The organism is Streptomyces sp. NPDC093018, from assembly GCF_040684035.1.
Taxonomy (GTDB): domain Bacteria; phylum Actinomycetota; class Actinomycetes; order Streptomycetales; family Streptomycetaceae; genus Streptomyces; species Streptomyces murinus.
This window is the reverse complement of the sequence record NZ_JBFBFF010000011.1, coordinates 260,529-277,353: the sequence shown is the minus strand read 5'-3', so window position 1 is coordinate 277,353 and position 16,825 is coordinate 260,529. Positions and strand designations below refer to the sequence as shown.

The 16,825-nt window shown below is 70.9% G+C and carries 21 protein-coding genes; 8 read left to right on the top strand and 13 right to left on the bottom strand.

The genetic code is table 11. From position 1 onward, the window contains the following. Positions 1-449: transposase family protein (locus tag AB0N90_RS24785; RefSeq protein ID WP_365200015.1), on the bottom strand; the 449-nt coding region annotated here is incomplete at its 3' end. A gap of 70 nt (positions 450-519) precedes the next feature. Between AB0N90_RS24785 and AB0N90_RS24780 the strand changes: the two genes are divergently transcribed. Further along, positions 520-660 carry a hypothetical protein gene (locus AB0N90_RS24780; protein WP_365200012.1) on the top strand — a complete coding sequence of 47 codons (141 nt, stop codon included), beginning with the start codon at positions 520-522 and terminating at the stop codon, positions 658-660. 101 nt (positions 661-761) lie between these two features. Here the strand turns inward: AB0N90_RS24780 and AB0N90_RS24775 are convergent, their stop codons facing one another. From AB0N90_RS24775 to AB0N90_RS24765, 3 genes are all read right to left on the bottom strand, one after another. Further along, a complete protein-coding gene (locus tag AB0N90_RS24775) occupies positions 762-1,583 on the bottom strand; it encodes an AfsR/SARP family transcriptional regulator (protein WP_365200010.1) in 822 nt (273 codons plus the stop codon). Positions 1,584-1,788: 205 nt separating this feature from the next. Beyond that, positions 1,789-2,730 (bottom strand): aromatase/cyclase, encoded by a 942-nt coding sequence (locus tag AB0N90_RS24770; protein ID WP_365200008.1) that lies wholly within the window; start codon positions 2,728-2,730, stop codon positions 1,789-1,791. A gap of 18 nt (positions 2,731-2,748) precedes the next feature. Next, positions 2,749-3,534 carry an SDR family NAD(P)-dependent oxidoreductase gene (locus AB0N90_RS24765; RefSeq protein WP_365200006.1) on the bottom strand — a complete coding sequence of 262 codons (786 nt, stop codon included), beginning with the start codon at positions 3,532-3,534 and terminating at the stop codon, positions 2,749-2,751. A gap of 166 nt (positions 3,535-3,700) precedes the next feature. Here AB0N90_RS24765 and AB0N90_RS24760 point away from each other — a divergent pair, with 166 nt between their 5' ends. From AB0N90_RS24760 to AB0N90_RS24750, 3 genes are all read left to right on the top strand, one after another. Continuing rightward, positions 3,701-4,168, top strand: a complete 468-nt coding sequence (locus AB0N90_RS24760) for a nuclear transport factor 2 family protein (RefSeq protein ID WP_365200003.1) — start codon at positions 3,701-3,703, stop codon at positions 4,166-4,168. Between the two features lie 90 nt (positions 4,169-4,258). After that, the gene (locus AB0N90_RS24755) at positions 4,259-5,332 is read left to right on the top strand and encodes a serine hydrolase domain-containing protein (RefSeq protein ID WP_365200002.1); all 1,074 of its coding nucleotides are present in this window, start codon (positions 4,259-4,261) and stop codon (positions 5,330-5,332) included. Between the two features lie 60 nt (positions 5,333-5,392). Then, positions 5,393-6,166 (top strand): SDR family oxidoreductase, encoded by a 774-nt coding sequence (locus tag AB0N90_RS24750; RefSeq protein ID WP_365200000.1) that lies wholly within the window; start codon positions 5,393-5,395, stop codon positions 6,164-6,166. 79 nt (positions 6,167-6,245) lie between these two features. On the opposite strand, the gene AB0N90_RS24745 is transcribed toward AB0N90_RS24750, so the two are convergent. Continuing rightward, positions 6,246-7,112, bottom strand: a complete 867-nt coding sequence (locus tag AB0N90_RS24745) for a methyltransferase domain-containing protein (RefSeq protein ID WP_365199998.1) — start codon at positions 7,110-7,112, stop codon at positions 6,246-6,248. A gap of 214 nt (positions 7,113-7,326) precedes the next feature. On the opposite strand from AB0N90_RS24745, the gene AB0N90_RS24740 reads away from it, so the two are divergent. From AB0N90_RS24740 to AB0N90_RS24730, 3 genes are read left to right on the top strand one after another with little or no spacing between them, the layout of a single operon-like run. Further along, positions 7,327-7,761, top strand: coding sequence for an ester cyclase (locus tag AB0N90_RS24740; RefSeq protein WP_365200042.1), 435 nt, complete (start codon positions 7,327-7,329; stop codon positions 7,759-7,761). Positions 7,762-7,764: 3 nt separating this feature from the next. Then, complete coding sequence (locus AB0N90_RS24735; protein ID WP_365199996.1) at positions 7,765-8,631, top strand: NAD(P)H-binding protein; 867 nt, start codon at positions 7,765-7,767, stop codon at positions 8,629-8,631. Then, positions 8,628-9,569 carry an NmrA/HSCARG family protein gene (locus tag AB0N90_RS24730; protein WP_365199993.1) on the top strand — a complete coding sequence of 314 codons (942 nt, stop codon included), beginning with the start codon at positions 8,628-8,630 and terminating at the stop codon, positions 9,567-9,569. Before AB0N90_RS24735 ends, AB0N90_RS24730 begins: the two co-directional genes overlap by 4 nt. A gap of 100 nt (positions 9,570-9,669) precedes the next feature. Here the strand turns inward: AB0N90_RS24730 and AB0N90_RS24725 are convergent, their stop codons facing one another. The 5 genes from AB0N90_RS24725 to AB0N90_RS24705 all read right to left on the bottom strand — a co-directional run bounded on the left by AB0N90_RS24725 (position 9,670) and on the right by AB0N90_RS24705 (position 13,965). Further along, positions 9,670-10,578: an MBL fold metallo-hydrolase gene (locus AB0N90_RS24725; RefSeq protein ID WP_365199990.1), complete on the bottom strand. Its 909-nt coding sequence runs from the start codon at positions 10,576-10,578 to the stop codon at positions 9,670-9,672. Between the two features lie 8 nt (positions 10,579-10,586). After that, a complete protein-coding gene (locus AB0N90_RS24720; RefSeq protein ID WP_365199987.1) occupies positions 10,587-11,030 on the bottom strand; it encodes an ester cyclase in 444 nt (147 codons plus the stop codon). A 49-nt stretch (positions 11,031-11,079) separates the two neighbouring features. Beyond that, on the bottom strand, positions 11,080-12,141 hold the full coding sequence (locus tag AB0N90_RS24715) for a zinc-binding dehydrogenase (protein WP_365199984.1): 1,062 nt from the start codon (positions 12,139-12,141) through the stop codon (positions 11,080-11,082). Continuing rightward, a complete protein-coding gene (locus AB0N90_RS24710; RefSeq protein WP_365200040.1) occupies positions 12,138-12,986 on the bottom strand; it encodes an NAD(P)H-binding protein in 849 nt (282 codons plus the stop codon). Before AB0N90_RS24710 ends, AB0N90_RS24715 begins: the two co-directional genes overlap by 4 nt. 244 nt (positions 12,987-13,230) lie before the next feature. Next, the gene (locus tag AB0N90_RS24705) at positions 13,231-13,965 is read right to left on the bottom strand and encodes a TetR/AcrR family transcriptional regulator C-terminal domain-containing protein (RefSeq protein ID WP_365199981.1); all 735 of its coding nucleotides are present in this window, start codon (positions 13,963-13,965) and stop codon (positions 13,231-13,233) included. A gap of 163 nt (positions 13,966-14,128) precedes the next feature. On the opposite strand from AB0N90_RS24705, the gene AB0N90_RS24700 reads away from it, so the two are divergent. After that, a complete protein-coding gene (locus tag AB0N90_RS24700; protein WP_365199978.1) occupies positions 14,129-14,719 on the top strand; it encodes a DUF2269 domain-containing protein in 591 nt (196 codons plus the stop codon). Between the two features lie 7 nt (positions 14,720-14,726). Here the strand turns inward: AB0N90_RS24700 and AB0N90_RS24695 are convergent, their stop codons facing one another. From AB0N90_RS24695 to AB0N90_RS24685, 3 genes are read right to left on the bottom strand one after another with little or no spacing between them, the layout of a single operon-like run. Next, positions 14,727-15,434 (bottom strand): indole-3-glycerol-phosphate synthase, encoded by a 708-nt coding sequence (locus tag AB0N90_RS24695; protein WP_365199975.1) that lies wholly within the window; start codon positions 15,432-15,434, stop codon positions 14,727-14,729. Beyond that, positions 15,431-16,099, bottom strand: a complete 669-nt coding sequence (locus AB0N90_RS24690; RefSeq protein ID WP_365199974.1) for an N-(5'-phosphoribosyl)anthranilate isomerase — start codon at positions 16,097-16,099, stop codon at positions 15,431-15,433. Before AB0N90_RS24690 ends, AB0N90_RS24695 begins: the two co-directional genes overlap by 4 nt. Continuing rightward, entirely contained in the window at positions 16,096-16,794 is a 699-nt protein-coding gene (locus tag AB0N90_RS24685; protein ID WP_365199973.1) for a transglutaminase-like domain-containing protein, read from the bottom strand. Before AB0N90_RS24685 ends, AB0N90_RS24690 begins: the two co-directional genes overlap by 4 nt. Between the last annotated feature and the right edge of the window lie 31 nt (positions 16,795-16,825).

Sequence of the window (16,825 nt, the reverse complement as noted above, 5' to 3'; positions counted from 1 at the left end):
GGCCGGGCGGCCGCCACCACGAGGCGGGTCTCCGCATCGACGATGACCTGCACGTTCGCCGAGAACCGGTAGTTCCGCGAGGAGGCACCCACGCCGCGGTCGCGGACCGGGATAAGGGTGCCGTCCACGATCCACATCCGGTCCGGGGCGTCAGTGGAGCGGGAGAGCGGCTCGAGCGCGAGCAGCGGTCCCAGCCGCCGGATCACACGGCAGACGGTGGAGGAGGAGACGCCGAACAGCGGGCCCAGCTGCCGCATGGTCAGATTGGTGCGGTAGTACACCGCGACCATCAGCACCCGCTCGGCGAGCGGCAACGACCACGGCCGGCCCCGCAACGTGCCGTTGCCGCCCCGCTCCCGCACCACCTTCAACAGACCCGAAAACTGCGTCATCCGCAGCCCCGTGAACGTCTCCACCCACATTCGTTCAGCACGTAACACCGCGGCCATACCAAGGAGATGCCCAGCTCACGGCCTTGTGCAACACCCTTTAGGGCAGGGCCATGAGCCCCCGGCCGGGATGAAGGACGAGCTGGGCCTGCCGAGACTGGTCACCATGGCGCTCACCAGCCCGGCGGATATCGACTTCACCACGTCAGCCGTCACAGCGCGCCACGCCCTACGCGAACTCCTGCCAGGTCAGGTACAGGCGAAGCGGTGATCGTCAGTGGCCACCAGGGCAACGGCCATGCGGGCAGGCCCCTTGTCCCGGTCGGCTCCGCCGTTCAGTTGAGGGCGGCGGAGCCGGAACCGGAGGGGTGGTCAGGCCGCGTACAAATCGAAGGTGGAGCACTGGCGTTCGCCGGTGAGGACGTCGAGGCGACTGTCGACGGTGAGGATGGCCTGGTGGAGGCGTTGCAGCTGGGGTGAGGGCTCCACACCCAGTTCCTCGACCAGCCGGGTGCGCAGATCGCGGTAGACGCCCAGGGCGGACGCCTGGCGGCCGGAGCGGTAGAGGGCGACCATCGCCTGGGAGTGCAGGCCCTCGTGCTGCGGGTGACGGGAGATCAGTTCGAACAGCTCCGCGATCAGCCTGGCGTGCTTGCCCAGCCGGAGATCGGCGTCTATCCGGCGCTCCGTCGTGACCAGCCGGGACTCCTCCAGGCGCATGACCTCGATCTCCAGGACCGGCCCGAGCGGCACGTCGACGAGCGCCGGGCCCTGCCACAGTGACAGCGCCTTGGAGAAGGTCGCGGAAGCCTGTTCGTCCCGGTTCTGCTCGAAGGCGCTCTGGGCAGAGGCTGTCAGCCGCTCGTACTGATGCACATCGGTGCATGCCGGTTCGATCTGGAGGACATAGCCGCCGTGCCGGGTCGCGAGCACGTCCTTCGCCGTGCCCGACGCACCCGGATCCATGGCGGTGGCCAGGCGCCGACGGAGCTGGAGTATGTAGGTCTGGAGCGTGGTCAGGGCGCTCGCAGGCGGTTTTGTACCCCAGATCTCTTCCATGAGCGTCGACACAGGTAAAACCCTGCCCGGATGCAGAGCCAGAAGGGCCAGAACCTGCCTGGGCTTCCCCGCTGTCGGAACGATGGACTCTCGTCGTATGGTCGCCCCGAAGGGGCCTAGAAGTTGGATCTCCACAACTGCTCCCCGTCTCTCCGCGCTGTCACGCCGAGTCAAAGATGAGTCAAGAACTCATCATTGTTTCACAGTAGTCCACCCGCACCCTCGACACTTGATTTTTCCCCGATCGGGCTTTGCTCTGGTCAAAACTGGCCATGCCGCCTGCCCGGAACTCTTAGCCCGTCTTTATTTCGGAAATCTCGCTCCTCGTCGAACCCTCGGCTTATTTCTCGGCATATGCCTTTGCGAGGTTGAGCGTCACGGTGCTGTTGCGGCCGAGCGCCTCGCGTAGATACCGGTGCGCATCGGCGACGCCGGCGTTCTCGCCGAGCACCCGCCGGATGTTCTCCTCTCGCAGGATCACGTCATGGCGGGAGGTGACCGTCACGCCCGAGGCGTCGGCGACGACCCGCCACTCGCCGGTGTGGGCCGACATCAGCGCGGGTGTCGACGTCTGCTTGTAGACGATGCGTCCGGCGTCCGGGAAGCAGACGCGCACCGATGTGGTGGTGTGCGCGGAGCCGTCCGCGGTGCGGGTGTCCATCGACATCGTCTGGACTCCCGGCTCGTCCTCCGTCACCTCCAGCCGGGACACATGGGGGACGAGGTCGGGCCAGTCCCGCACCCGGTAGAGGAACTCGTAGACCTTCTCGGCGGGACCGTCGACCCGGACGGAGTCCTCAAAGGAGAGGACTTGGCCGCTCAGCCGTGTCCAGCGCTCGGCGAGCTCCTTCAGGCTCCCCAGCTCCGCACGGCTGTTGGTGTCCGTAGCCCGCTCCACCCACGTCACATCGTCCGCGGCGTCGTCCCGCACGGTGAAGTCGTGCAGCAGCGCCAGCCTTGACCGCTGCGCGTCGCACGGCTCGACGATCCACGTGCCGCCCATGGAGGTCACCGGCGCCGCGGACCGCTCCTGCCGGAACTCGATCCGCCGTGCCTCCGGGTCGAGTTCCCGGCGTGAGGTCCAGGATGTGATCCGGTCGTTGGCCGTGGCCCACATGCGCAGCCGTTCCCGCCGCCCGTCGGACTCCAGCCGCTGCACGTGTACGTTCGGCGGGAAGTACAGCGGCCAGGCGACCGCGTCGGAGATGATTCCGTAGACCACGTCCGCGGGCGCGGCCACTTCGATCTCGTGCCGCGTGCGGTGCACTTGCTCGGCAGACATTCGACAGCCCCTTTCGGCTCAGAAATTGCCCAGGCCGCCGCAGACGTTGATCGCCTGCGCCGTGATGGAGGCGGCGTGTTCGGTGGTCAGATAGCCGACGAGGCCCGCCACTTCCTCGGTGGTCGAGTAGCGTCCCAGCGGGATCTTCGCCTCGAAGCGTTCCCGTACGTCGTCCTGCGTCGTGCCCCAGGCGGCCGCGTAGCCCTGGCGCACCCGCTCGGCCATGGGGGTCTCCACATAGCCGGGGCAGACGGCGTTGACGGTGATGCCGGCCGGGGCCAGCTCCTTGCCCAGCGCCTTGGTGAAGCCGACGACCCCGTGCTTCGACGCGGAATAGGGGGCGCCGAGCAGCACGCCCTGCTTCCCCGCGGTCGAGGCGATGTTGACGATTCTGCCGTGACCGGTGTCCGCCAGACCGCCGATGGTCAGCACGGCGCGGGTCACCAGGAAGACGCTGTTCAGATTGGTGTCGATGACGTCGTACCAGAGTTCGTCCGTGAGGGCGGCGGTCGGTCCGCCCCCGCTGCGTCCCGCGTTGTTGACCAGGATGCTGACCGGGCCGAAGGTGTCGACCACGGCGCGGACCAGGGTCGCCACCGAGTCGGCCGAGCGCACGTCGGCCCGCGTGCCCGCCGCGTCCAGGCCCTCCCCGCGCAGTTCCTCGACGGTCTGCTCGACCTTGTCCCCGTCGCGGGCGCAGAGGAAGACACGGTTTCCCCGGCGCCCCAGGTCCCGGGCCACGGCGAGCCCGATGCCACTGGTGCCCCCGGTGACCAGGGCCACCGGCTTTGTCACTGTCGTCATCCGTCTACCTTCCGAGCGGCGATCGTGGTTCCGACCGTGTCCCGATCCGCTTGAAGCCGACAAGAAGATCACTTGAGAACCGGTACTCCAGGCGTCTTCGAAGCCCGCTCGATCCGGGTCCCGGACCGTGGCGGAAAAGCGGGACCACGAGGGAACGGAGAAGTCCATGACCACGCAGCCGACGACCGCCCGAGCCGCCGTCCGGTCACAGCACGCGGAGGCGTTCGGCGCCCTTTACGCGCAGGTGCAGCAGTTCTACGCCCACCAGATGCAGTTGCTGGACCTCGGCGAGTGCGAGCGGTGGGCCGCCACCTTCACCGAGGACGCCACCTTCGAGGTGCCCACGCTGCCCGAGCCCGTGGCCGGACGGGCCGCCCTGGCCGCGGCCACCGGACGCACCGCGGCGCAGCTGGCGGCGAGCGGCATCCGACACCGTCACGTCATCGGCATGTTCGACGTCGCGGAGCAGCCGGACGGCACGGTCCATGTGCGCTCGTACGCCATCGTGTACGCGTCCCCGGTCGGCGGCGCGTCCCAGGTGCATCGGGTGTGTGTCTGTGACGACGTGCTGGTCCGAGTGGCCGGTGGACTCCAGGTCGCCGCCCGCCTGGTGACCCGTGACGACCTCGCCTGAGCGGGGCTCGAGCGGCTCGCGTTCGGCCCTCCAGCGTGGGTGGCCAGGCTTCACCCAGAAAGCAACCAACCGACATTGGGGTGTGCCGACATGCCGCAGACGACCATCGCTGCTCCGGAGGTCTTGGCCCACAAGAAGGCGGTCCAGCAGGCGGCCGACCGTCTCGTCGAACTGGGCGCCGCAGGAGTCCAGTTCCGTGTCACCAGGGGGGAACACACATTCGTCGTCACCTCCGGCGTCGCCGAACTGGGCACCGGCCGGCCGGTGCCGGAGGACGGCCGGTTCCGGATCTCCTGCATCACCAAGCCGTTCGTCTCCGTGGTGGTGCTGCAACTGGTCACCGAGGGCCGGATCGAGCTCGACCGCACCGTGGAGAGCTACCTCCCCGGGCTGCTGCCGCAGGGTGAGCGGATCACCGTCCGCAATCTGCTCCAACACACCAGCGGCCTGTACAACTACGCCGACTCGTTCCAGAAGCCGGGCGACCGCTTCCTGCGCGACCGCTACAAGCACTACGAGCCCGAGGACCTGATCGCCGTCGCGGCCGGCAAGCCGCTGGAGTTCGAGCCGGGGAAGGAGTTCGCCTACTGCAACACGAACTATTTCGTCATCGGTCTGCTCATCCAGAAGGTGACCGGCCGCTCGTACCGTGACGAGATCCGCGAACGGGTCCTGGAGCCGCTCGGGCTGCGGGAGACGACGCTGCCGGGCGATGCGCCGGAGATCCCCGGGCCGCATGCCCACGGCTATATGCGGATCGCCGGCCGGACCGAGGACGTCACCCTGATGAACCCCTCGGAGGCCGGCTGCGCGGGCGAGATCATCTCGACCACGGCAGACCTGGACCGGTTCCTGGTCGCTCTGTTCGGCGGGGAACTGCTCGCCGACGCGGAGTTCGCGGAGATGACCACTCCGCTGCCTGCCGAGATGATCAAGGATCTGCCCATGGGCATCGGGTACGGCCTCGGGCTGATGAAACTCAAGAACGACGACGACCTCGATCTGTGGGGGCACGGCGCCGGTATCCCCGGGTACGCCACGTTCGCGGCGACCACCCGGGACCTGGGGATCCGGGTCCAGCTGTCGATCACCCTCGGCGAGGACTTCAGCAAGGAGGCGGAGCAGGCCGTCATCCGCGGCGTCAACACCGCGGTCTGCTTCTGAGGCCCGGCGTCATCTCCCTGTCCCGGGCCGACGGCCCGGCGCCGGAAAGGACTTCCATCCATGGCGAACAGTGACCGTGTGACGGGCGGCGGGGGCCGGGCCGTCGTCGTCACCGGCGGTGGTACCGGGATCGGCCGCGCCACGGCGCGCGCGTTCCACGAGGACGGGGCGCGCGTGCTGATCGTCGGCCGCTCGGCGGAGACGCTCCGGGCGACGGCCGACGGGTACGACGGGATCCGCTGCCTCACCGCCGATGTGCGGGCTCCCGAGGCGGCCGAGGAGATCGTCGCGACGGCTCTGCGGGAATTCGGCCGGATCGACGTCCTGGTCAACAACGCGGCCGTCACCGGGTTCGCGCCGCTGGACGGCCTGGACCGGGACTGCGTCGAGGCGCAGTTGGGCACAAATCTGATCGGCCCGCTGTTCCTGACCCAGCAGGCGCTGGACGCGCTGGAGGCCACCGGGGGCACGGTCGTGAACGTCAGCTCGGCGGGCTCGCTCGGCCGCCGGGCCTGGCCGGAGAACTCTGTGTACGGTGTGGCCAAGGCGGGCCTCGACTTCCTCACCCGGACCTGGGCGGTGGAGCTCGCGCCACGGGGCATCCGCTGCGTGGGCGTCGCTCCCGGCGTGGTCGACACCGGTGTCGGTGTGCGGGCGGGGATGCCTCCCGAGGCGTACGAGGCGTTCCTGGCACAGATGGCCGGGCGTATTCCGGCGGGCCGGGTGGGCCGCCCGGAGGACATCGCCTGGTGGATCGTACGGCTGACCGGTCCAGAGGCCGGGTACGTCAACGGCGCCGTGCTGGCCGTGGACGGCGCGCTCTCGGTGGTCTGAGGGGAGCCGGGGCGGCCCGGCAGAGAGGAGAGCGGAGGACCGGGGTGTGCCCGGTCCTCCGCTCTCGTCTGTGCTTCGGTCAGTGGGCGACCGTCGCCCTGACGTACCGCACCGGCACCTCGATCCGCACCGTGCTGTCGCTGTCGCTGTCGCTCAGGGCGTCCAACGCGGTGATGAGGCGGGTCCGCAGCGCCGCGGCCTCCTTCTCGGGCAGGTGCTGCCACAGCAGCCGCATGCCCTGGGTGTGTGACCAGTCGACCCATGCCGCGCCGGAGACCGCGGTCATCTGCACCGGCTCGTCGACGATCTCCACGTCGGTGAACCCGGTTCCTCCCAGGGCCGCCGTCAGGTCGGCGGGGTGCTCCAGCCAGGAGTGCAACTGCCGGTGCAACTGTTCCGGGTGCCAGGACTCGGGCAGATGCCGGAGCAGCTCCAGCGGAATCAGCTCGGTGAACATCGGCGGCAGGAAGGGGAAGGTGTCCCGGGTGAACACCGGACTGGTGAAGGCGATCCGGCCACCGGGGGCCAGCAGCCGGGCGAAACGGGCGAGCGCGGTCCGCGCGTCCGGCAGGAAGATCACGCTGTAGCTGCCGAGAATCAGGTCGAACGAACCGGGCGGCAGGTCGGGGTGCTCGCCGTCCATCACCCGCACCTCGACGTTTTCGATGCCCTGCCGCCCGGCCTCGCGCCGGGCCTCCTGGATCATCGCGGGGGCGATGTCGATCCCGAGGGCGTGGCCGGCCGGGCCGATCAGCCGGGCGGCGGGCAGCAGCGTCGCGCCGAGACCGCACCCGATGTCGAGCACCCGTTCGCCGGGCCGCGGCGCCGCCCGTTCGACGAGCCGACGGCCCATGGGCGTGAAGAACTCCACGCCCATCCGGTCGTAGATGGCCGCGGCGCCGTTGAAGGCGTCGGTGACTTTCGCTTTGTAAGCGGCGGTGTCCATCGTCACTCGTTCACTCCGATCTCCTGCGGACGAAAAGGTCCGAGTTTTATCGTCGGGGTTCGGACGATAAAATCCCCGGATTTTTCGTGGAGCGCTGCTTGACAGTCCCTCGAAGTTCTCTGGAATAAGTGCGTCAGAGAAACCTCGGGCCTTGCCCGTGGCCGTGTGCTGGCCCAGGATTAAAGGAGAGGAGCAGCACTGCGAAAGGGATGGGATGAGCGGTCGGATAGATGTCGTACGGCGAATGATAAAGGCGTACAACACGGGGTTCGTCGAGGATGTCGCGGAATACATACACCCGGAATACCTGAACCCGGCGACGCTGGAACACATGGATCTGCGGGGACCCGAGTCCTTCGCGATGGCCGTCAAATGGCTGCGGATGACATTCTCCGAGGAAGCCCGCCTCGAAGAGGTGCGGCTCGAGGAGCGCGGCGACTGGGTCCGCGCCCATCTGGTGCTTTACGGACGGCATGTCGGCGATCTCGTGGGGATGGCCCCGACCGGGCGGGTCTTCTCGGGCGAGCAGATCCATCTGATCCGGTTCGTCGACGGCCGGATCCGCGACCACCGCGACTGGCCCGACTACCAGGGCACCTACCGGCAGCTCGGTTCACCGTGGCCCGAGCCCGACGGTTGGAGGGCCTGACCGATGATCCTGATCACCGGAGCCACCGGCAAGGTCGGCCGCGAGGCGGTCCGGCAGCTCCTCGGACTCGGCCACGGTGTCCGCGCGTTGAGCCGCAGGCCCGAGACGGCCGGACTGCCCGGCGGAGCCGACGTGGTCGCGGGCAGCCCGGCCGACCCCGTCTCGCTCGACGACGCGTTCACCGGTGTCTCGGCGGTGCTGGCGGTACTCGTCGGCGATGTACCGGCCGAGGCGGCCAACATCGCGCGGGCCGCCCGGAGGGCGGGCACGGGCCGGATCGTGCTGTTGTCGTCGGCGAGCGTCCGGCATCCACTCCCGCACGGCATCGCGGACGAACACCGGGCAGCAGAGGAGGCGGTCCTGCGCTCCGGCGCGGCCTGGACCTTCCTGCGCCCCGGACCCTTCCACGCCAACACATCCTGGTGGTCGCGGACGGTGCGTGAGCGAGGCGCGGTGCGCTGCTGGATCGGGAACAACCCGGGGGCGCCCGTCGACGAGTACGACATCGCGTCGACCGCGGTCGCGGCGCTCACCCAGGACGGGCACGAAGGCCGGTCGTACCTGCTCACCGGCCCGCAGACGCTCACGTCGCGCGAGCAGACGCGGATCCTCGGCGACGTGTTGGGCCGGACGTTGGACTTCTCGGTGGCGCCCGCCGACGAGGTGGTGGACGTCTTCGCCGGGATCACCGGCGACCGCACGGCCGCGGCGACCAATGTCGCCGCGCTGCGCAGCCCGGAGGTGCCCTGGGCGAAGCCGACGACGGCGGTGCGCGACCTCACGGGGCGTGAGCCACGCCCGTACCGGCGGTGGGCGGTGGAGAACGCGGCGCTGTTCGCGCCGGACCGAGCGGAGGGGAGCGCCGAATGAGCCGTAGGAACGAGGACGCGCGGGCCACCGGAGCGCACGAGGCCGCGGTGGCCATGGAGGGGAACACGGGGGCGGCCGGGCCGGTCCTGGTCACCGGGGCCACCGGTCTCCAGGGCGGCGCCGTGGCCCGTGAACTCGTGCGCCGCGGCTGGGACACGGTGGCCCTGGTGCGGGACCCGGACTCATCGGCGGCCAGGAGACTCGCGGCGCTCGGCGTGACGCTGACCCGCGGCGACCTGGACGACGAGGCGTCGCTGCGGGCCGCGATGAACGGCGTGCACGGAGTCTTCTCCGTGCAGACCTTCATGACGCCGGCCGGGCTCGGCGGCGAGGTCCGCCAAGGGCGTGCCGTGGCCAGGGCGGCTCTGGCCACCGGCGTCGCCCACCTGGTCTACAGCTCGGTCGGCGGCGCCGAACGGCACAGCGGCGTACCCCACTTCGACTCCAAGCGGGGCATCGAGCGGTACCTCGCCGAACTCGGGGTGCCGCACACCGTGCTGCGCCCGGCGTTCTTCATGGACAACTTCGCCGCCAACGGTGTGCAGCGGGAGGACGGCACGCTGGTGGTGCGGCTCGCCCTGAAGCCCCGCACCCCGGTGCAGTTCGTCGCCGTCGCGGACATCGCGCACTTCGCCGCGGAGGCGTTCGAGCGGCCGCGGCGGTACCTGGGCCGTTCCGTGGAGCTGGCCGGGGACGAGCTGACGGCGACGGAGGTGGCGCAGGCGATCGCCGCGCGCACGGGTCGGCCGGCCCGCTTCGAGGAACTCCCGCTGGACAGCGTCGCGGCCAGCCCCTACATCCCCAACGCCCCGGAGATCGCCCTGATGTTCGAGTGGTTTCAGCGGTACGGCTACCGGGCGGACATTCCCGCGCTGCGCGCCGAGCACCCGGGGCTGACGGACTTCGCGTCGTATCTCAAGGGCATCGAGATCGGTTAGCGAGGAGCGACGGCGTTGCCCCGGACGGGCTCACCGCCTGTCCGGGGCAACGTTGTTGTGCGGAGACGCCGGCGCACGGGCGGCACGGGCTCCCGGCGGATCACGCGTGGCAGTCGGGGAGCCCGCCGTGGAACACGGACATCTCCTTGAAGAGCGCGCCGACGTCGAGGGGGCTGCCGGGCGCCGCACCGCGCACCTCCGCATAGGCCCGGTGCAGATTCGGCACCAGCCGCTCGGAGTCGAGCAGGCCGTCGAACGGTCCGGGACCGGTCTCATGGGCGAGCTGGAGCGGGGGCAGGCCGTCGGCGACGCCCCGCCGGGCCTGCTCGTGGAGCCAGTGGAAGTACGCCTCATTCGCGTCGATCAGCTCGGGGCCGCCGACCGGGCCGTGGCCCGGGACGACCGTCTCGGCGCCCAGGGCACGCAGTCGTTCCATGGCCCGCAGCGACCCGGACACCGACCCCATCAGACAGAACGGTGTGATGCCGGACATCACCAGGTCGCCGGTGAACAGGACGCGCCGGTCGGGCAGCCAGACGGCCGTGTCGGCCGCAGTGTGGGCCGGCCCCAGGTGGATCAGGTCGACACGCACCCCGCCGACGTGCACGGTCAGCGCGTCCCGGTAGGTGAGCTGGGGCAAAGTCAGTTTCAGTTCGCCCCAGCGCACATCGGGCCACAGTCCGGTGAGGTGCAGCCCGGCCGCGGCCATCTCGGTGCGGGTGTGCTCGTGGGCGATGATCAGCGCCTCGGGGAAGTGCGAGTTGCCGAAGGTGTGGTCGCCGTGGAAGTGGGTGTTCACCACGGTGCGCGGCGGGGCGCCCGAGCGCCGCAGCACCTCGGTGCGCAGCAGCCGGGCACGCAGCTCGGTCGCCGCGGTGTCCACCAGCAGGCTCTCGCCGCCGTCGCCGACCACGAGTCCGGCGTTGTTGACGCACCAGCCGCCGTCGGGCTGCACATAGGCGTGCACCCCGTCGCCGACCTCGGTCATGTGCGGTACGGCGGTCCGCACGGTCCGGCTCACAGTACGTCTGCCCCGACCAGGCCCAGCTTCTTGAGCATGGGCAGGTAGTTGAAGACGTCGTAGTGCTCGATCACCTGGCCCGCGTCATTGAAGCGGAGCTCCTCCAGCATGTACCAGGTCACTTTGGTGCCGCTGGGGGCCTTGCCGAGGAACTCGCCCCCGTGGCCGGCCGTCACGGTGATCCGCAGGCAGACGCGGTCCCCCTCGGCGACGATGCTCCTGACGTCCAGGTGCAGATCGGGGAAGGCGGCGAGGCCGCCCTCCATCGCCCGGACCATGGCCTGCGAGGACACCGGGCGGTCCTCGGAGAAGTGCTGGATGTCCGGGGCCCAGTGCTTGATGATGCCCTGGAGCTCCCAGCGGTTCCAGCTCGCGACCATAGACAGGGCGAGCTCCTTGTTGCGTTCCTGGGCGGACTTCTCGGTCATCGTGGTGGGCATGTCGGATTCCTTCCGAACAGGGGAGTGGCGCCGGGGTTCGACCGGCGGTTCAGGGCAGCAGGACGTGCTTGCCGACGGTGCGGCCGTCCAGCAGGGCGCGCACCGCGAGCGCGGCCGCGTCCAGGGGGTGGCGGGCCGCGATCTCCGGCCGAAGCACACCTTCGGCGGCCAGCCGGAAGAGTGTGCCGAGATCGGTGCCGAAGGCGTCGCCGGGTTTGACGTAGTACATGGACATGCGTCGGCCGCGCGTGAGCCCGAGACGCCGGGCGACCCAGCGGCCCGCGGTGCGCCCGAGGGCCGGGACATGGGGGCGGAACCACTGGCCGGGCTTGTATCCGGCGACGGAGGAGTCGTAGGAGACCAGGGTCCCGCCGGTGGCGAGCATGGCCCAGCTCTCGTCCAGACCCCGCCCGCCGATGTGGTCGAAGACGGCCCGGACACCTCCGGGGGTCCGCTCCCGGACGATGTCGGCGAGTCCGGGCGTGCGGTAGTCCAGGGGCTCCGCGCCCAGCGCGCGGACCGCGTCGTGCTTGCCCGGCGAGGCGGTGCCGAGGACGCGCAGTCCGTGGTGCACGGCGAGCTGGGTGAGAAGGCTTCCGACGCCGCCTGCGGCGCCGTGCACCAGTACGGTGTCGCCGGGCCGTACCCGGGCCAGCCGGTGCAGCATCTGCCAGGCGGTCACCCCGTTGGTGATCAGGGCCACGGCGGCGGCTGCGTCCAGTTCCTCCGGGACGGCGACGAGCGTTCGGGCCGGCGCCTCCAGGTACCGCGTCCAGGCACCGTGGCGGGGCATGGCGGCGACACGATCGCCGACCCGCCTGTCGGTGACGTCCGGGCCGGTCTCGACGACGCGTCCGACCAGGTCGTAGCCGGGGACGAAGGGGAAGGCCGGGGGAAAGGGGTGCAGATGCCCGAGCATCTGCACCTCCGCGTAGGAGACGCCCGCGGCCTCGACCCGGACGACGACGTTGCCGCGGCCCGCGGTGGGGCGGGCGCCCTCGCCGAGGACGATGTGCCGCTCGGGATCGCCGCTGCCGGTCATCCGGACGAACACGTTGGTGTTCTCCGCTGCCGCAGTCGGCGGCACGGGCTCGGGGACACGGGTCGTCATGCCACCCGCCCCTCGTCCCGAGGGGCGAAGTCGGCGGCGTGGTCGGCCGCCCACCGGGCGAACGTCCTGCCCGGGCGGCCGGTGACGCGCTCGACGGTGTCCACCGGGACCGGCGGGTGCGTGACGGCGTCGGCGAGATATCGCAGCACCATCTCCACGACCGGCGCGGGCATGGCCGCCGCCATGGCCTTCCGCGCCTGGTCCGGCGTGATCTCCTCGAACGCGACCGGGCGGCCGACGGCCTCGGCGATCGCCCGCACCTGATCGGTCTGGGTGATCGCCTCCGGCCCGGTCAGCAGGTATGCGCGCCCCGCATGCCCGCCCTCCAACAGCGCGGTCGCGGCCACGGCGGCCACGTCGGCCTCGTGCACCGGTACCCGTTGGGCGGCGCCGTAGGGAGCGCGCGCCACGCCCTCGGTGCGGATGGATTCGGCCCACTTCCACAGGACGTTCGACGCGAACTCGTCGGGGCGTACGAAGGTCCACTCGACGCCGGAGTCTTCGACGGCGCGCTCCACGGCGCGATGGTGCTCCCCGCTGTGGTGGTCGCCCGAGGTGTCCAGCACGGAGGACGAGGAAAGGACGACGATCCGGCGCACGCCGGCCTCCTCGGCGGCCGCGACGACCGCGCGGGCGGTCTCGGGGACCGGGAAGAGGTAGAGGCGCTCCACGCCGTGCAGCGCGGCCCGCAGGGTGTCCGGCTGCAGCAGGTCGCCCTTTTGTATCTCGGCTCCTTCGGGCAGTGCGGCCGTGTCCGGGTCGCGGGTCAGCGCCCGCACTCGCATGCCCGCGGCGAGCAGCTGACCGGTCACCAATCGGCCCACGGACCCTGTCGCTCCTGTCACCAGAACTGTCACGCCTGCTCCGCCCTGTCGGCCTCGGCGCTGCGAGGCTGCTTCGTCTCGTGCGCAACCAGGGTGGGAAACTCGGCTGGAGGGCCCCCTGAGACTCACTGGAGCATGGGGCCGAGGCCGAGGCCGAGGCCGGGGCTGAGGCCTAGGCCGGGGCTGAGGCCGGAGCCGGGCCGGAGTCGTCAGAGCGGGCGCCCCGTAGGGTGCGGAGGCGTCCGGCGAGGCGGTCGCGGGGTGGTCAGCCCGCGCGGTGGCCTTCGATGCGTTGCTCGATGCCGTCCAGTACCCGCTGGAGTCCGAACTCGAAGCCCCGGTCGGGCCCGAGCCCCTCGCCGGGCTCCTCGAAGACCCCGGACCGCCAGACACCGGTGAGCGCGGGGAAGCGGTCGGCAGAGATCGTCTTCTCCAGCAGCGGTCCGGTCTGCTCGTACCACTCGTCGTAGCTGAGCCCGGAGCGCCGTGCGTCGTGCTCGGCGTCCGCGGACTGCTGGGCCGCGCCGCGGACGTAGCCGTTGAGCAGATGGACCACCGCGAGCATCTCCCGCTCCGGCAGGCCCACTTCGGACAGGGCCCCGAGCACGCCGTCCCACAGAGCGGTCTCGTGGGGGCCCATGAGCATCCGGGAGGAGGCGAGGGGCGGCACCCAGGGGTGGCGGCGGGCGATGTCCATACGGCCCCGCGCGTAGTGCTCAAGGGCCTGCCGCCAGCCGTCGGCGCCCTCCAGCGAGGGCGCTTCGCCGAGTACCTCGTCGAGCATGCAGTTGACCAGCTCGGCACGGCCCGGCACGTAGGTGTAGAGCGACATCGCGGTGACGCCGAGCGGCTCGGCGACCTTGCGCATCGACAGGGCGGCCAGTCCCTCGGAGTCGGCGACGGTGATCGCGGTCCGCACGATGCGGTCGACCGTCAGGCCTTGGCGGGGACCGCGGGCCGGGCGGGCGGGATCCCTTTCCGAGCGCCAGAGCAGAGCCATGGTGCGCGCCGGATCCATCCGGCCTTTTCCGCTCGTCCCGCCGGTTCCTGACCTCACATCGGAATGGTAATCCTGTACGCTACCAAGGATTCTTCTTACAGTGTAAAGAGTTTGGTGTCCGGGTTGGCGCACGCCCGGACCAGGAAGAAGGCGAGGCGCAGGTTTGTCCGCTTCCACCCCCACAGCGACCCCACGGCCCGGTGCCCCCCGGCGGCACCCCGCGAGGAAAAGGTTCGAACTCGGCCGCAGAGCCCGGAAGCTGACCCTGGCCGTCCATGTCGTCACCTCGGTCGGCTGGGTCGGGCTCTCGCTGTCCATGGCGGTGCTGGCCGTCATCGGGTTCACCACGCAGGACGCCGCCGTCGCCAAGGGCGTCTACTACGCGATGCGTGTCTTCGACGACACCAGCGTGACGGCCTTCAGCCTCACCGCCGCGATCACCGGGATCCTGCTCTCCTGCGGCACCAAGTGGGGCCTGCTGCTGCACTGGTGGATCGTCGTCAAGTGGGCCATCACGCTGTTCATGACGGTCTTCGCCTGGTTCGTGATCCACCCGGCCGTCCTGACCGCCAGCGAGCGGACGGCCGCGGCGGGCGGCGGTCCGCCGCGGCCGGGCGCGGTGGCCGGCTTCCTGTTGTGGAGCGCGCCGTTGCTGTTCGCCCTGCTCACCGTCGCCGCCGTGGTCTCGGTCTACAAGCCCTGGGGGCGCACGGCGCGCGGAAGCCGCGCCCGGCCCGCGGGCGGACGCGGCTGACGAGCGGTCAGCGCGGGCACCTCCGGGTGCCCAACGCGGCGTCGAACTCGGCGCACCAGGCCGCCAGGTCGGGGGCCCGCAGCAGTTCCGTGCCGATGAGCAGCCCGGCGAAGCCCTCGTCCAGGAGACGGGCCGCCATCGCCGGGCCGGCGATGCCGCTCGCGCTCACCGGGTACGGGGTGCCGGTGCCGAGTAACGCCGGCAGCAGTGCCCGGCCGCGGTCCGGATCGCCCGGACAGCGCTCACGGGTGGCGATGTCCTTGTTGTTGACCGCGACCACGCATTGCGTCCCGCGCGTCACCATCGCCGCCTCCGCCGCGTCGGCGACCTCCACGAAGGGGGTCAGCCCCAGATCCAGGGCACGATCGGTCAGCCGGCCCAGCACCGCGGCGGGCAGCACTCGCGCGGTCAGCAGGACCGCGGAGGCTCCCAGGTCACGGGTCCGCTCCAACTGACGCCCGCTGGTGACGAAGTCCTTGCGCAGCAGCGGCAGCGAGGTGCGGGCGGCGACTTCGCGCAGCAGGTCCTCGGTGCCGCCGAACCAGCGCCCGGTGACCACCGAGAGACAGGGCGCGCCCGCGGCCTCGAAACGTTCCACCGTCTCGGCCACATCCCGGCCGCCCAGCAGATCGCGACCGTCGGCGTCCCGCAGTTTGACCTCCATGACAAGCGGCCGGGCGGCGGCCGTCAGCGCGTCGGTGAAGGGGGCGCTCATACGGTTCTCCAAGCGTGGACGACGGCCCGCGCGCGGTCGGCCCGCAGCGGCCCGTTGCCGTCGCGTGCCGCCGAGTCGACATCGATACCGAGGAAGCGTGGATGCGTACGGGTCTGCGCGAAGTCGCCCGCGTTGTCCGCGCGCAGACCGCCCGCCAGCAGGAACGGCAGGCCCGTCCGGTCGGCGAGCGCGACCACCGCCGCGTCCGCGAGCGGCTCGGCGGTGCTGCCGACCCGGCCGTCCGCGGTGGCCGTGTCCAGCAGGAAGCAGTCGGCACCGGCCCGTTCGTACGCCCCGGTCAGCCGCTCCTCCAGACACACACCGTCACGCAGATGGAGCACCTTGACGATCTCCAGTCCCGGCGGTCCGTCCCGGCGCAGCGCGCCCACCGTGCCCGGAGGCTGGAAGCCGTGCAACTGCACGCCCGGCACCCGGGCCGCCGTCACTGCCGCGAGCAGCGCCCGGGTGTCGGAGGAGAACGTGACCAGCATCGGCCTGAGCCCACCGCCCGCGAGGGCCAGCGAGGCCAGGTCGGTGAGCCGGGCGGCGGACAGCTCCGCCCGGCCGCCGGGCACACCGTGCCACAGGCCGACGAGATCAGCCCCGGCCGCCGCCATCTCCGCGATCTCGGCCTCCGTCGTGGCCCCGCAGAACTTGGCGATCACCGCTCGGCCGTCAGCGGGACGGCCTCCCCGACCAGCGAGCCCTCCGTGAACCCGGCGCCGTCCGCGCTCATCAGCCGCGGATGGGCGGCCCTCAGCTCCTCGACGACCCGCTGGTAGGGAAGGTCGTCGAACTCGCCGTGGAAGCGGAGGAATTCCATGTGCCGACGGCCCCGGAGGTCGAAGGGGTGGTGCAGGCTGTCGGCGGTGCCGTCGAAGTCCAGCGGCGCCAGCCCGTACAGCCGGCACAGCGCCTTGTTGAACACTGGGGTCGCCCGCACCCATCGGCCGTCCAGCCGGACCGAGACCAGACAGTGCATATGGAAGACATCACCGCCGATCAACCGCTTGAGCCGCTCGGAGGCCAGGTGGTTGCGTACATCGGCGAGGACCAGCCGGGCCGGGATGCCGAGCGAGCGCAGACCGGCCGTGTAGAGCACCGACTTGTGCAGGCACATGCCGGAGCCGGTCCGCGCCACCGAACTGGCCCGCAGCCCGGTACGGGACAGGTCCGCCCCGTACACCTCGTAGCGGACACGGTCGCGCACCGCGTGGTAGAGCGCGACCGCCCGGGCGCGCGGGGTGGTGGCCGACGTGGGCAGCGCGTCGGCCACGAAGTCGCGGACCTCGGCCGCGTCATGGTCGAGGAAGGCGGTGGCGCACAACGTGCCCTCGTCCTCGCAGTGTTGGGTCGTCACGGTGGGATCTCTCCGAATTCATGGGTCAAAA

Excerpts from the sequence above, each read along its gene's own strand:
- AB0N90_RS24765 (WP_365200006.1), bottom strand. The coding sequence starts at position 3,534 with ATGACGACAGTGACAAAGCCGGTGGCCCTGGTCACCGGGGGCACCAGT.
- AB0N90_RS24745 (WP_365199998.1), bottom strand. The coding sequence starts at position 7,112 with ATGGACACCGCCGCTTACAAAGCGAAAGTCACCGACGCCTTCAACGGC.
- AB0N90_RS24780 (WP_365200012.1), top strand. The coding sequence starts at position 520 with ATGAAGGACGAGCTGGGCCTGCCGAGACTGGTCACCATGGCGCTCACC.
- AB0N90_RS24730 (WP_365199993.1), top strand. The coding sequence starts at position 8,628 with ATGAGCCGTAGGAACGAGGACGCGCGGGCCACCGGAGCGCACGAGGCC.
- AB0N90_RS24755 (WP_365200002.1), top strand. The coding sequence starts at position 4,259 with ATGCCGCAGACGACCATCGCTGCTCCGGAGGTCTTGGCCCACAAGAAG.
- AB0N90_RS24750 (WP_365200000.1), top strand. The coding sequence starts at position 5,393 with ATGGCGAACAGTGACCGTGTGACGGGCGGCGGGGGCCGGGCCGTCGTC.
- AB0N90_RS24705 (WP_365199981.1), bottom strand. The coding sequence starts at position 13,965 with ATGGCTCTGCTCTGGCGCTCGGAAAGGGATCCCGCCCGCCCGGCCCGC.
- AB0N90_RS24735 (WP_365199996.1), top strand. The coding sequence starts at position 7,765 with ATGATCCTGATCACCGGAGCCACCGGCAAGGTCGGCCGCGAGGCGGTC.
- AB0N90_RS24695 (WP_365199975.1), bottom strand. The coding sequence starts at position 15,434 with ATGAGCGCCCCCTTCACCGACGCGCTGACGGCCGCCGCCCGGCCGCTT.
- AB0N90_RS24740 (WP_365200042.1), top strand. The coding sequence starts at position 7,327 with ATGAGCGGTCGGATAGATGTCGTACGGCGAATGATAAAGGCGTACAAC.
- AB0N90_RS24720 (WP_365199987.1), bottom strand. The coding sequence starts at position 11,030 with ATGCCCACCACGATGACCGAGAAGTCCGCCCAGGAACGCAACAAGGAG.
- AB0N90_RS24760 (WP_365200003.1), top strand. The coding sequence starts at position 3,701 with ATGACCACGCAGCCGACGACCGCCCGAGCCGCCGTCCGGTCACAGCAC.
- AB0N90_RS24715 (WP_365199984.1), bottom strand. The coding sequence starts at position 12,141 with ATGACGACCCGTGTCCCCGAGCCCGTGCCGCCGACTGCGGCAGCGGAG.
- AB0N90_RS24770 (WP_365200008.1), bottom strand. The coding sequence starts at position 2,730 with ATGTCTGCCGAGCAAGTGCACCGCACGCGGCACGAGATCGAAGTGGCC.